Annotated in this window: 13 protein-coding genes; 7 read left to right on the forward strand and 6 right to left on the reverse strand. The window is 70.5% G+C overall.

The window, feature by feature from the left end; translation table 11 throughout:
* Positions 1-32 precede the first annotated feature (32 nt).
* From QM772_RS06970 to QM772_RS06985, 4 genes are all read right to left on the reverse strand, one after another.
* Positions 33-944 carry an ABC transporter permease gene (locus QM772_RS06970; protein ID WP_415134889.1) on the reverse strand — a complete coding sequence of 304 codons (912 nt, stop codon included), beginning with the start codon at positions 942-944 and terminating at the stop codon, positions 33-35.
* Positions 945-1,015: 71 nt separating this feature from the next.
* On the reverse strand, positions 1,016-2,599 hold the full coding sequence (locus QM772_RS06975; protein ID WP_415134891.1) for an ABC transporter substrate-binding protein: 1,584 nt from the start codon (positions 2,597-2,599) through the stop codon (positions 1,016-1,018).
* Positions 2,600-2,644: 45 nt separating this feature from the next.
* On the reverse strand, positions 2,645-3,625 hold the full coding sequence (locus QM772_RS06980; RefSeq protein WP_415134892.1) for an ABC transporter permease: 981 nt from the start codon (positions 3,623-3,625) through the stop codon (positions 2,645-2,647).
* Positions 3,626-3,884: 259 nt separating this feature from the next.
* Positions 3,885-4,808: a porin gene (locus tag QM772_RS06985; protein WP_415134894.1), complete on the reverse strand. Its 924-nt coding sequence runs from the start codon at positions 4,806-4,808 to the stop codon at positions 3,885-3,887.
* 285 nt (positions 4,809-5,093) lie between these two features.
* Between QM772_RS06985 and coq7 the strand changes: the two genes are divergently transcribed.
* On the forward strand, positions 5,094-5,729 hold the full coding sequence (gene coq7, locus QM772_RS06990) for a 2-polyprenyl-3-methyl-6-methoxy-1,4-benzoquinone monooxygenase (RefSeq protein ID WP_415134896.1): 636 nt from the start codon (positions 5,094-5,096) through the stop codon (positions 5,727-5,729).
* Positions 5,730-5,792: 63 nt separating this feature from the next.
* On the opposite strand, the gene QM772_RS06995 is transcribed toward coq7, so the two are convergent.
* The gene (locus tag QM772_RS06995) at positions 5,793-6,242 is read right to left on the reverse strand and encodes an OsmC family protein (RefSeq protein ID WP_415134898.1); all 450 of its coding nucleotides are present in this window, start codon (positions 6,240-6,242) and stop codon (positions 5,793-5,795) included.
* Positions 6,243-6,630: 388 nt separating this feature from the next.
* On the opposite strand from QM772_RS06995, the gene ilvA reads away from it, so the two are divergent.
* On the forward strand, positions 6,631-8,196 hold the full coding sequence (ilvA, locus tag QM772_RS07000; RefSeq protein WP_415134900.1) for a threonine ammonia-lyase, biosynthetic: 1,566 nt from the start codon (positions 6,631-6,633) through the stop codon (positions 8,194-8,196).
* Positions 8,197-8,250: 54 nt separating this feature from the next.
* Here the strand turns inward: ilvA and QM772_RS07005 are convergent, their stop codons facing one another.
* Positions 8,251-8,775, reverse strand: coding sequence for a type II secretion system protein N (locus tag QM772_RS07005; RefSeq protein WP_415134902.1), 525 nt, complete (start codon positions 8,773-8,775; stop codon positions 8,251-8,253).
* Positions 8,776-8,819: 44 nt separating this feature from the next.
* Here QM772_RS07005 and gspG point away from each other — a divergent pair, with 44 nt between their 5' ends.
* From gspG to gspK, 5 genes are all read left to right on the forward strand, one after another.
* Positions 8,820-9,263, forward strand: a complete 444-nt coding sequence (gene gspG, locus QM772_RS07010; RefSeq protein WP_415134904.1) for a type II secretion system major pseudopilin GspG — start codon at positions 8,820-8,822, stop codon at positions 9,261-9,263.
* A gap of 178 nt (positions 9,264-9,441) precedes the next feature.
* Positions 9,442-9,834 (forward strand): type II secretion system protein GspH, encoded by a 393-nt coding sequence (locus tag QM772_RS07015; protein WP_415134906.1) that lies wholly within the window; start codon positions 9,442-9,444, stop codon positions 9,832-9,834.
* Between the two features lie 197 nt (positions 9,835-10,031).
* Positions 10,032-10,439, forward strand: a complete 408-nt coding sequence (gene gspI / locus QM772_RS07020) for a type II secretion system minor pseudopilin GspI (protein WP_415139507.1) — start codon at positions 10,032-10,034, stop codon at positions 10,437-10,439.
* Between the two features lie 62 nt (positions 10,440-10,501).
* On the forward strand, positions 10,502-11,188 hold the full coding sequence (locus QM772_RS07025; protein ID WP_415134908.1) for a type II secretion system protein J: 687 nt from the start codon (positions 10,502-10,504) through the stop codon (positions 11,186-11,188).
* A 131-nt stretch (positions 11,189-11,319) separates the two neighbouring features.
* On the forward strand, positions 11,320-12,267 hold the full coding sequence (gspK, locus tag QM772_RS07030; RefSeq protein ID WP_415134910.1) for a type II secretion system minor pseudopilin GspK: 948 nt from the start codon (positions 11,320-11,322) through the stop codon (positions 12,265-12,267).
* Positions 12,268-12,290: the final 23 nt, after the last annotated feature.

A 12,290-nucleotide genomic window follows, 5' to 3' on the forward strand; every position in this document is an offset into this window, starting at 1 on the left:
TGCCAGTCAAGCGCTGGAGCCCTGTTCGGCACTCATCTCAGCCTCGGGTTCAGCGCATCGCGCAGCCAGTCGCCCAGCAGGTTCACCGACAGCGCGATCAGCACCAGCATGAGGCCGGGGAAGATGGTGATCCACCACTCGCCCGAGAACAGGTAGTCGTTGCCGACGCGGATCAGCGTGCCCAGCGAGGGCGAGGTGGGCGGCACGCCCACGCCCAGGAAGGACAGCGTGGCCTCGGTGATGATGGCGGTGGCGACGTGGATGGTGGCCAGCACCATCACCGGCCCCATCACGTTGGGCAGCACGTGGCGCAGCATGATGCGCCAGGGCGGCACGCCGGTGACGCGCGCGGCCTGCACGTATTCCTTGCCGCGTTCGACCATGGTGCTGCCGCGCACGGTGCGCGCGTACTGCACCCAGCCGGTGACCGAGATGGCGACGATCAGCACGCCGAAGGCCAGCGACTCGTTGGCGTCGGGGAACATCGCGCGGCCGACGCCGGCGATCAGCAGCGCCACCAGGATGGCGGGGAACGACAGCATCACGTCGCACAGGCGCATCAGGGCCGCATCGATCCAGCCGCCCTTGAAGCCCGCCACCAGCCCCAGCAGCACGCCAACCACGACCGAGAGCAGCACCGACACCACGCCCACCACCAGCGAGATGCGCGAGCCATACATCAGCGCCGACAGGATGTCGCGCCCCTGGTCGTCGGTGCCCAGCAGGTACTTGGCGCTGCCGCCGGCCTGCCAGACCGGGGGCAGGCGCGCGTCGCTCAGCTCCAGCGTGGTCAGGTCCAGCGGGTTGTGCGGCGCCACCCAGCCCGCGAACGTGGCGCAGAACACGCAGATGAGGGCGATCACCGCCGCCACGATCGCCATGGGCGAGTTGCGGAAGCTGTAGCCGACGTCGCTGTCCCACCAGCGGTGAAGCAGGGTGCTCATGAATCAATAGCTGCTGGCGCTTGCTGGGCAAGCGCTGGAGGCCAAAAACATGCTCAGAGCGCCGGCGTGGATCATTTGATCGAGATCCACTTGAAGGGCATGTAGTTGTCGGCCCGCGGCGAGATCTCGACCTTCTTGCTGACGCCCCAGGCCAGCGTCTGCTGGTGCAGCGGCAGGTGGCCCACGTCGTCGATGTGGATCTGGAACGCTTCCTTGATCATCGCATCTCGCTTGGCCTTGTCGGTCTCGGAGCCGATCTTCACCGTCAGCTCGTCCAGCTTGGGGTTGCAGTAGCTGCCCAGGTTGAACTGGCCGGCGCCGGTCTTGTCGTCAGGGCAGCGCATGAGCGCGTTCAGCGCGTTGTGCGCGTCGTAGGTGGACGGCGTCCAGCCCAGCATGTAGAAGCTGGTGTCGCGGCGCAGGATCTTGGGGAAGTAGGTGCCCTTGGTCTCGGCCTGCAAATTGATCTTGACGCCGATGCGCGCCAGGTTGGCGGCCACGGCCTGGCAGATCTGCGCGTCGTTGACGTAGCGGTCGTTCGGGCAGTTCATGGTGACTTCGAAGCCGTTGGGGTAGCCGGCATCGGCCAGCAGCTTCTTGGCCGCCTCGGTGTCGTAGGGCAAGCGCTTGTCCTGCGCGTCGGTCCAGCCGTTGTTGCCGGGGCCGATCATCAGCGCCGTGGGGCGCGAGGCGCCGCGCATCACGGTCTTGTGGATGCCGGCGATGTCGATCGCCTGGTAGAACGCCTTGCGCACGCGCACGTCCTTGAACGGGTTCTTGCCCTTGACGCTGGAGAACAGCAGCTCGTCGCGCTTCTGGTCCATGCCCAGGAAGATGGTGCGCAACTCGGGGCCGGTGAGCACGCGCGTGCCGGCGTTCTTGTTCACGCGGTCGATGTCCTGCACCGGCACCGGCTCCATCACGTCCACCTGGCCCGACAACAGCGCCGCCACGCGCGTGGCCGGGGCGGCGATGGGCGTGAAGACCACTTCCTGCACGTTGCCCGGCACCTTGCCCCAGTAGTTGGGGTTGCGCACGAACACCGTGCGCACATTGGGCTGGCGCTCGCGCACGTGGAAGGGGCCGGTGCCGTTGGTCTTGAACGAGGCGGTGTTCTCCACGCCCTTGCGGCGGTCCACCGGGCGCTCGGCCTTGTTCTCCTCGCACCACTTCTTGCTCATGACCATCACCTGCGTGAGGATCTGCGGCAGGATCGCCAGCGGCGTCTTGGTCTCGATCTCGATGGTGTGGCTGTCGATCTTGCGCACTTCCTTGAAGTCGTTGACGTACGCCTTCATGTCCGAGCCCTCGCCCGCCACGCGGCCCATGGTGAACACCACGTCGTCGGCCGTGAAGGGCGTGCCGTCATGGAATTTGACACCCTTGCGCAGCTCGAAGCGCCAGACGGTGTCCGAGGTCTGCTTCCAGGAGGTGGCCAGCCCCGGCACGACGTTCAGCTTGGGGTCCAGGTCCACCAGGGGCTCGTAGGCGTTGCCGGTGATGGTGAGCTGAAGGGACTCGTTGAGCGAATGCGGGTCCAGCGACAGCGCATCGCCCTGGTTGGCGATGCGCGCGGTCTGGGCCGAGGCGGCGGCGCCCAGCGCCAGCAGCGCGGCGGCGGTCAGAGCGGACAGAGTGGTCTTGGGGTGCTTCATGGGCTGGGTCTCCTGGGATACAACGAAAAAAGAAAGGGTGCTGCCTCAATGGCCGCCCGCCTTGCCCACCCGCAGGCGCGGGTCGACCACGACGTACAGCATGTCCACGATCAGGTTGATGACGACGAAGATCAGCGCGATCAGGCACAGGTAGGCCGCCATCACCGGCACGTCGGCGAAGGTCACGGCCTGGATGAACAGCAGGCCCATGCCGGGCCACTGGAACACCGTCTCGGTGATGATGGCGAAGGCGATCAGCCCGCCCAGTTGCAGGCCGGTGATCGTCATCACCGGCACCAGCGTGTTCTTGAGCGCGTGGCCGAAATAAATGGCCCGGTCGGTCAGCCCGCGGGCGCGCGCGAACTTGATGTAGTCGGTGCGCAGCACCTCCAGCATCTCGGCGCGCACCAGGCGCATGATCAGCGTGAGCTGGAACACCGCCAGCGTGATGGCCGGCAGGATGACGTGCAGCCAGCCGTCCCACGTGAACAGGCCCGAGTTCCACCAGCCGAACTGCACCGTCTCGCCGCGCCCGAAGCTGGGCAGCCAGCCGAGCCAGACCGAGAACACCAGGATCAGCAGGATGCCGATCAGGAAGGTCGGCAGCGAGACGCCGAGCAGCGACAGCGTCATGAACGTCTGGCTCAGGAAGGTGCCGCGCTTGAGCGCCGCGTAGACCCCCATCGGCACCCCGACCAGCAGCGCCAGCAAGGCCGCCACCATGGCCAGTTCGAACGTCGCCGGGAAGCGTTCGCCCAGCAGGCGCGACACCTTGGCGCCCTGCCGCAGGCTGAGGCCGAACTCGCCCTGCACCGCATTGACGAGGAAATGCCAGAACTGCACGAAGAAGGGCTGGTCCAGCCCCAGGTCGGCGCGCAACTGGCGAATCTGCTCCGGCGTCGCGTCCTGCCCCAGCAGGAACACCACCGGATCACCCACGTACTGGAACAGCAGAAAGGCGATGAAGGCCACCGACACCATCACGATGACGGCCTGCACCAACCGGCGGAGAATGAATGCACCCATGCGTCAATGAACGAAGGCAAGCGTTGCATGCTATCAGAGCGCATGCGTGGCATAGACAGGGAAAGCCAGCAAGCTCCGTGCCGGGCGGCATCCTGGCTACGGCCTCCTCCCCGCCACTGTCATCCCCGCGCAGGCGGGGATGACGAGGCCCCGGAAAGTGCGGGCGCGCCACGCCAGCCACCAAAGAAAAAGCCGCCCGAAGGCGGCTTTTTTTGATTTCTTGAACCAGGGCTGCCCGATCGCTCGGGCAGCGCGGTCATCAGAAGTTGTGGCGAATGCCCAGGCCGTAGTTGTTGGTGTCGTCCAGGCGCAGGAAGGCGCCGTACACGAAGGTGCGCTTGGACAGCGCGTACTTCAGCTCGACCACGCCGTTGGTGAACTTCTTGCCAGCGTCGTTCTTGGTGTCGCGGGTCACGTCCAGCGTCAGGGCGAAGGCGCCGAAGTTGGCTTGGCCGCCCAGCGAGAAGCCGCGGCGGACACCGGCGGACACGTTGGCCTTGGAGTAGGAGGCAGCCAGCGCGAAGTTGCCGAAGCTGTACTTGCCACCCAGGCCGTACGTGGTCTTGGCACCATTGACCTTGGCGGCGTTCAGGCCGATGGCGATGGGGCCATTGGCGTAGATGGCGTTCACGTCCCACTTGGCGTTGCCGCCGTTGTCGGGCTTCAGGATGTAGCCCAGCTCGGCGCTGAAGCCGCCCATGTCGGGCGTCTTGTAGCTGATCTGGCTGCTGTTACGCGAGCCGCTGCCACCGAAGCTGTAGGTGTTGCCCACCACGGAGTAGTTGGCGGTGCCGGTCAGTTCCCAGGCGGCGGTGCCGAAGAACGACGGGTTCAGCGTGCGGCCCAGCTTGACGGTACCCCAGCCGCCACCCACCCACACGTTGGCGGCACGGCCCCAGAAGGTGCCACTGGAAGTCCCTTGAGTAGCGCCATCGCCCAGATCCAGGCCGGTCTCGAAGTTGAAGCCGACCTTCAGGCCACCGCCCAGGTCTTCCACGCCGCGCACGCCCAGACGGCTGCCGCCGTTGTTCATGAGGCTGCCGCTCAGGAATTCGATCTTGTCGTTGCCGGATTCGATTTTGCCGATGCCGGCGTCAGCCACGCCGTACAGGGTCACGGAAGATTGAGCCATCGCGGCGCCGGACAGGCCCAGCACGGCCAGGGCGATCAGGGATTTTTTCATTGCAAGTTCTCCAAGGTTAAACATAGGGCGCCGGTGCGAAGGGTTCCGTCTGCGATTCCCGCCGGTTCCCCGGGCCAACCTCCCCTACCGGGAAGTTGTTGGTATTGCACCAGAGCTCATGGGAACTTGCAAAGACTACAGGTCCGAATTGGCGCGGCCCGGGCCGTTTCGTTGCGTATCAACGACAGCCCGCGGGGGATCGTTGGTTCGGCGCCACATCGATTTTGCGCCCATGGACCATCGACGGCGCCGGGGCCCCGACCCGAAAAGGATACGATCGGCCGCATGACAACGACCGACCGCTGGCTCGGCGCGGCCGACGCCACGCTGCGCACCCTGTTCGCGCCGCCGCAGGCCGCGCGTGCCTATCCGGCCCAGGAGCCGAATTCACCCGGCGCCGCGCTGACCGAGAACGAGCGGCGCCTGTCGGGCGCGCTGATGCGGGTCAACCACGTGGGCGAGGTCTGCGCCCAGGCGCTGTACACGGCGCAGGCGCTGGGCACGCGCGACGCGGCGCTGCGCCGGCACCTCGAAGCCGCCGCGCGCGAGGAAACGGACCACCTGGCCTGGACGCGCCGGCGGCTGGACGAGCTGGGCGACCGCGTCTCCCTGCTCAACCCGCTCTGGTACGCGGGCGCGTTCGGCATCGGGCTGCTGGCGGGGGCGATGGGCGGCGACCGGCTGAGCCTGGGCTTCGTGGTGGAGACCGAGCGCCAGGTCGAGGCGCACCTGGCCGGCCACCTGGACCGCCTGCCGGCGGCCGATACGGCCTCGCGCGCCATCGTGGCGCGGATGCAGGAAGACGAGGCGCGCCACGCCGACCACGCGCTGCACGCCGGCGGCGCGCCGCTGCCGGCGCCGGTGCGCGGGCTGATGCGGCTGGCGGCCCGGGTGATGACCACCGTGGCGCACCGCATTTAGGCATCAAATCAGCCTCCAGCGCTTGTCCAGAAAGCGCTGGCAGCTACGCTTTCGATAGTAATCCTAGGCCTCGACGAGATCGAACGAGGTGGTGATCTCGGCCGTCTTGCCCAGCATGATGGTGGCCGAGCAGTACTTGTCGTGGCTGAGCTGGATGGCGCGCTCCACCGCGCTGGCGGGCAGCCCCTGGCCGCTGACGGTGAAGTGCATGTGGATGCGGGTGAACACCTTGGGGTCCTCGGCCGCGCGCTCGCTGGTCAGTTTGACCGAGCAGCCGCGCACGTCGTGGCGGCCGCGCCGCAGGATCAGCACCACGTCGTAGGCGGTGCAGCCGCCGGCGCCGGCCAGCACCGTCTCCATGGGCCGGGGCGCCAGATTCTGGCCGCCGTTGGCGGGCTTGGCCTCGTCGGGCGCGCCGTCCATGGCGATGACGTGGCCCGATCCCGTCTCGGCCACGAAGCCCATGCCCGAGCGCGTGCCCGCCGCGCCCGTCCAACTCACCGTGCATTCCATGACCCGCGCCCTCCAGGAGAGTAAAAAACAGCCCCGAGCGTAGCGGATCGGCCCCACACCCCCCGCGAAGTAGGACAAAAGTCGCGTTTAAGCCCTGCTTGGAGTGTTGCATTGCAGCAAATCAGTCGAACGGCCGTGCTTTTCGGTATACACTGCACCCGTGCTTGTGAGGTTTCCTCATTTGCAAAGGTTGTCTCCTCCACCCCTTCTACAGGTGGATTCAAGCCCCGAACCGCGAGGTCCGGGGCTTTTTTTTGCCCCCGGGCCGCCCCAGGGCAAAAGCGGCCCCCTGGGGGCAGCGACCCCGCGCGGCGGGGCGCGTGGGGCTTTTTTTGCTGCGGGCGCACATGGCGCGTGCCTGTGCGGGGCGGCCCGTATGATTCGGGCCATGTCAACGCCCCGCTCCGCCCCCCTCGACGCCACCGATTACCTCAAGCAGGTGCTGACCGCGCGGGTCTACGACGTGGCGATCGAGTCCGACCTGGACCCGGCGCGCGCCCTGAGCCGCCGCCTGCACAACAAGGTGCTGCTCAAGCGCGAGGACCAGCAGCCGGTGTTCAGCTTCAAGCTGCGCGGGGCCTACAACAAGATGGCGCACCTCACGCCCGAGCAGCTGCGGCAGGGCGTGATCTGCGCCAGCGCCGGCAACCACGCGCAGGGCGTGGCGCTGGGCGCGCACCGCCTGGGCACGCGCGCGGTGGTGGTGATGCCGACCACCACGCCGCAGCTCAAGGTGGACGCCGTCAAGGCGCTGGGCGGCGAGGTGGTGCTGGCCGGCGACAGCTATTCCGACGCCTACGGGCACGCGGTGCAGTTGCAGGCCGAGCAGGGCCTGACCTTCATCCACCCGTTCGACGACCCGCTGGTCATCGCCGGCCAGGGCACCATCGGCATGGAGATCCTGCGCCAGCACCAGGGGCCGCTGCACGCGGTGTTCGTGGCCATCGGCGGCGGCGGGCTGGTGAGCGGCGTGGGCGCGTACATCAAGGCGGTGCGGCCGGAGGTGAAGGTGATCGGCGTGCAGATGACCGACTCCGACGCCATGGCGCGCTCGGTGGCCTCGGGCGAGCGCGTGCAGCTGCCCGACGTGGGCCTGTTCGCCGACGGCACGGCGGTGAAGCTGGTGGGCGAGGAGACCTTCCGCATGGCGCGCCAGGTGGTGGACGAGTTCATCACCGTGGACACCGACACCGTGTGCGCCGCCATCAAGGACGTGTTCGTGGACACGCGCAGCATCGTCGAGCCCTCGGGCGCGATGGCGGTGGCGGCCATCAAGCAGTACGTGGCGGCGCGCCGGACCAAGGGCGAGACCTACGTGGCCGTGCTGTGCGGCGCCAACATGAACTTCGACCGCCTGCGCTTCGTCGCCGAGCGCGCCGAGGTGGGCGAGGAGCGCGAGGCGCTGCTGGCCGTCACCCTGCCGGAGGAGCGCGGCAGCTTCCGGCGCTTTCTGCAGACCATCGGCAGCCTGCCGGGCGGGCCGCGCAACGTGACGGAGTTCAACTACCGCATCAGCGACGCCGCCGACAGCGGCCGGGCGCACGTGTTCGTGGGCCTGACCACGGCGGCCAAGGGCGAGTCGCCGCGCATCGCCGCCGCCTTCGAGCGCGCGGGCTTCGGCGCGCTCGACCTCACGCACGACGAGCTGGCCAAGGAGCACGTGCGCTACATGGTGGGCGGGCGCTCGGCGCTGGCGCGCGACGAGCGGCTGCTGCGCTTCGTCTTCCCCGAGCGGCCGGGCGCGCTGATGAAGTTCCTCAGCCTGATGCAGCCCAGCTGGAACATCAGCCTGTTCCACTACCGCCACCAGGGCGCCGACCACGGCCACATCCTGGTCGGCCTGCAAGTGCCGGCGGCCGACGACGCGGCGTTCCAGCGCTTTCTGCAGGAGCTGAACTACCCGTGGGTCGAGGAAACCGGCAACCCGGCCTACAAGCTGTTCCTGCAGGGCTGACGCTATTCAATCAGTAGCTGCCGGCGCTTGCCCTGAAAGCGCCGGCGGCCGATTTCATCGCACATTCGGCGGGGCCGGCGGGCGCGGTGCGAGCGCGGCGGACGCGGCGCTGGCGGGCGCGGCGCTGGCGGACGAGCGCGCCGACAGCGGCGGCATCTCCAGCCGCGCCTCGCGCCCCTCGGCGGCCAGCACCACGGCGCCCGGCTCCACCGCGCGCAGCGTCCAGCCCTCGGCGCCCTCCAGCGGAGCGCCCACGCGCACCGGCCTGGGCGGCTTGCCGTCCACCGCGATCAGCGCCGCGCCGCGGCTGCCGTGGGTGACGATGCCGCGCAGCGCCAGGCGGCTGGCCACGTCCGGCGCGGCCGCGGGCGCGCCGGACGCCGCGCCCAGCATGCGCGCCACCGCGCGCGCGTCCACCGCCGCCGCGCCCGGCGGCGGGCCGTCCGCCACGGGCGCGCCCGCCAGCCCGCCGCCGCCCGTCCGCAGCGCCCAGAACAGCGCGCTGCCCGCCGCCAGCGCCCAGACCAGGGCGGTGGCCAGGCCCACGGCCAGACGGGGAGACAAGCGAGACGAGGTCATGGCGGACGATTATCATTGAACGGACTCCGCTCCCAGCCGTACCCATGACCGCTTCGTCTTCTCCCCTGGCCCGCCCGCGCCGGGCCGCCGGCTTCACCCTGATCGAGCTGATGGTGGTGCTGGTCATCATCGGCGTGCTGGCCGCGCTGATCGTGCCCAACGTGCTGGACCGCACCGACGACGCCCGCGCCACCGCCGCCCGCACCGACGTGCACAACCTCATGCAGGCGCTCAAGCTCTACAAGCTCGACAACCAGCGCTTTCCCACCGCCGAGCAGGGCCTGCAGGCGCTCATCGCCCGCCCCACGGCCGCGCCGGCGCCGATGAACTGGAAGCCCTACCTGGAAAAGCTGCCCAGCGATCCCTGGGGCAACCCGTACCAATACCTCAACCCCGGCGTCCGGGGCGAGGTGGACGTGATGAGCTTCGGCGCCGACGGCCAGAGCGGCGGCGAGGGCAAGAACGCCGACATCGGCAGCTGGCAATAGCCCCGGGGGCTCTCTATTTTTGATAGCTGCCGGCGCTGAATGGACGGGCGCGAGCGCTGTGTTTCGTTTGAAAACATGCCCCCACGCTCCCCCGCTGCGCGCGGTCCGCTGCCCCCCAAGGGGGCTCCGCCCGCCTTGGGGCGGCCCGGCGGCGGGCGGGTTCACCCTGATCGAGCTGATGGTGGTGGTCGCCATCGTGGCGCTCGGCACGGCGCTGGCGGCGCTGGCGCTGCGCGACTCGGACGACGCGGCGCTGGCGCGCGAGGCCGAGCGGCTGGCCGCGCTGCTGGAGTCGGCGCGCGCGCAGTCGCGCGTGGCCGGCGTGCCGGTGCGCTGGCGGCCCGCGGCGGGCGGCTTCGCCTTCGACGGCCTGCCGCCCACCGCCGCGCCCCTGCCCACGCGCTGGCTGGACGCGCAGACCGCCGCCGTCGGCAACGCGCCGCTGCTGCTGGGACCGGACCCGGTGATCGGCGCGCAGGCCGTGCTGCTGCACCGCGCCGGCGCCAGCCGGCCGCTGTGGCGCGTGGGCACCGACGGGCTGCGGCCGTTCGGCGCGGAGCAGATCGAATGACATCAGGCCCCCACGCTCCCCCGCTGCGCGCGGTCCGCTGCCCCCCGAGGGGGCCCCGCCCGCCTTGGGGCGGCCCGGCGGCGGGCGGAACACGCCCCCACGCTCCCCCGCTGCGCGCGGTCCGCTGCCCCCCGAGGGGGCCCCGCCCGCCTTGGGGCGGCCCGGCGGCGGGCGGAACACGCCCCCACGCTCCCCCGCTGCGCGCGGTCCGCTGCCCCCCGAGGGGGCCCCGCCCGCCTTGGGGCGGCCCGGCGGCGGGCAGCGGCTTCACTTTGGTCGAGGTGATGGTCGCGCTGGCCATCACCGCGATCGCCCTGGTGGCCGGCCTGAAGGCCACCGCCGCGCTGACCGACAACGCCGACCGCCAGGCCGCCGTGCTGCTGGCCCAGATCTGCGCCGAGAACAAGCTGATCGAGCTGCGCCTGGCGCGCCAGCTGCCCGCCGTGGGCGACTTCGCCAGCGACTGCGTGCAGGCCGGCCGCACCCTGCAGGTGACGCACGCCGTGCGCCCCACGCCCAACGCCAACTTCCGCCGCGTCGATACCGCCGTCAGCGAGAACGGCCGCTTCATCGTGCGCGTGGTCGCCATCCTGGGCAGGAATTGACGGGTACTATGGATTCAATAGCTGCCCGCGCCCGTCCAGAAAGCGCTGGAGGCCGATTTGGCTTGAAAACCCGGCACGGCTTCACCCTGGTCGAGGTGCTGGTGGCGCTGGCCATCATGGCGGTGATGGCCGCGCTCACCTGGCGCGGCATCGACGGCATGGCGCGCGCGCAGGCCGCCACGCACCGCTACACCGACGACGTGCTGACGCTGCAGGCCGGCCTGGCGCAGTGGCGCGCCGACCTGGACGCCATGATGAGCTGGCCCACCGACACCGGCGCCATGCCCGCCGGCGCCGCCGGCCGCCGCAGCCTGGCCTGGGACGGCCGCGTGCTGCGCGTCACCCGCATGCTCACCGACACCCCCGGCGCCGGCCTGCGCGTGGTGGCCTGGACGCGCCGCGCCGAAGGCGGCCAGTGGCTGCGCTGGCAGTCGGCGCCGCTGCGCTCGCAGGCGGCCTGGATCGCCGCCTGGGACGAGGCCGCGCGCTGGAGCCAGTCCACGGCGCCGCAGGGCGGCCTGGCGGACGGCGCGCAGGCGGTCGCCGTCGCCGCGCTGACGGGCTGGCAGTTGCAGTACTTCCGCCAGAACGCCTGGACCAACCCGCTGTCCGACGGCACCGACGGCCTGGGCGACACCAACGCCCTGCCCGACGGCGTGCGCCTCGCCATCGACCTGGCGCCGGGCCAGGGCCTCGCGGGCCCGATGCAGATCGACTGGGTTCGCCCCGATTTCGGAGGGGCGCAGTGATGAGGCCCCCACGCTCCCCCGCTGCGCGTGGTCCGCTGCCCCCCGAGGGGGCCCCGGCCGCCTTGGGAGCGGCCCGGCGGCGGCCGGTGTCGCCCGCATGCCGTCAAGCGGGGGCGGCGCTGCTCGCCGCCATGATCACCGTCGCCCTGGTCGCCACGCTGGCCGCCGCGGCGCTGTGGCGGCAGTGGCGCGGAGTGGAGGTCGAGGGCGCCGAGCGCGCGCGCGTGCAGTCGGCGTGGATCCTCACCGGCGCGCTGGACTGGGGCCGGCTGATCCTGGCCGGCGACCTGCGCGAGGACCAGCGCACGGGCCAGAACATCGACCACCTGGCCGAGCCCTGGGCCGTGCCGCTGGCCGAGGCGCGCCTGTCCACCTTCCTGGCCGCTGGCGAATCCGGCTCCGACACCGACCGCGATGCCTTCCTCTCCGGGCAGATCACCGACCTGCAGTCGCGCCTGAACGTGATGAACCTGGTGGTGGGCGAGCCGCTCGCGCGCACGCAGGCGCTGGCGCGCTTCAGCACGCTGTTCAGGGAACTCGGCCTGCGCGGCGGCGAGCTGGCCACGCTGTTCGACAACCTGGCGCGCGCCCACGACGCCATGAAGGCCGGCACCCCGGGCGACGGCGACGCCCCGCTGCTGCCGCGCCGTTACGACCAACTCGCCTGGCTGGGCGTCTCGGACGAGACGCTGGCGCTGCTGCGCCCCTACGTCACCGTGCTGCCGGTGTCCGCCGCCATCGTGCCGGTCAACCTGAACACCGCCAGCGCGCTGGTGATCCACGCCGCCATCCCGGGCAGCGACCTGGCCGGCGCCCAGCGGCTGGTGGCCGAGCGCGACAGCGCGCCGCTGAAGAACACCACCGGCGTGCGCGCGCTGCTGAACCTGGACGAGGCGTCCGATCTGGGCTGGGCCAGCGTGCGCTCCAACTACTTCGAGATCCGCGGCCGCCTGCGCCTGGACGACGTGGCGCTGGAAGAAGTCGCCGTGGTGCGGCGCCAGAGCAGCGGCAGCACGCGCGGGGTGTACACCCTGTGGCGCGAGCGCGCGGCGATTACCGTGCCGGCGGCCGGGCGCTGACCGCCCGCCGCCTACAATCCACC

Source organism: Ottowia sp. (genome assembly GCF_047601385.1).
Taxonomy (GTDB): Bacteria; Pseudomonadota; Gammaproteobacteria; order Burkholderiales; family Burkholderiaceae_C; genus Ottowia.

What these genes read in the sequence shown, in the direction of transcription:
- gspG (WP_415134904.1), top strand. Translation starts at nt 8,820, where the DNA reads ATGACCGCTTCGTCTTCTCCCCTGGCCCGCCCGCGCCGGGCCGCCGGC.
- QM772_RS07015 (WP_415134906.1), top strand. Translation starts at nt 9,442, where the DNA reads ATGGTGGTGGTCGCCATCGTGGCGCTCGGCACGGCGCTGGCGGCGCTG.
- coq7 (WP_415134896.1), top strand. Translation starts at nt 5,094, where the DNA reads ATGACAACGACCGACCGCTGGCTCGGCGCGGCCGACGCCACGCTGCGC.
- QM772_RS06975 (WP_415134891.1), bottom strand. Translation starts at nt 2,599, where the DNA reads ATGAAGCACCCCAAGACCACTCTGTCCGCTCTGACCGCCGCCGCGCTG.
- ilvA (WP_415134900.1), top strand. Translation starts at nt 6,631, where the DNA reads ATGTCAACGCCCCGCTCCGCCCCCCTCGACGCCACCGATTACCTCAAG.
- gspK (WP_415134910.1), top strand. Translation starts at nt 11,320, where the DNA reads ATGATCACCGTCGCCCTGGTCGCCACGCTGGCCGCCGCGGCGCTGTGG.
- QM772_RS06980 (WP_415134892.1), bottom strand. Translation starts at nt 3,625, where the DNA reads ATGGGTGCATTCATTCTCCGCCGGTTGGTGCAGGCCGTCATCGTGATG.
- QM772_RS06995 (WP_415134898.1), bottom strand. Translation starts at nt 6,242, where the DNA reads ATGGAATGCACGGTGAGTTGGACGGGCGCGGCGGGCACGCGCTCGGGC.
- QM772_RS06985 (WP_415134894.1), bottom strand. Translation starts at nt 4,808, where the DNA reads ATGAAAAAATCCCTGATCGCCCTGGCCGTGCTGGGCCTGTCCGGCGCC.
- QM772_RS07005 (WP_415134902.1), bottom strand. Translation starts at nt 8,775, where the DNA reads ATGACCTCGTCTCGCTTGTCTCCCCGTCTGGCCGTGGGCCTGGCCACC.
- QM772_RS06970 (WP_415134889.1), bottom strand. Translation starts at nt 944, where the DNA reads ATGAGCACCCTGCTTCACCGCTGGTGGGACAGCGACGTCGGCTACAGC.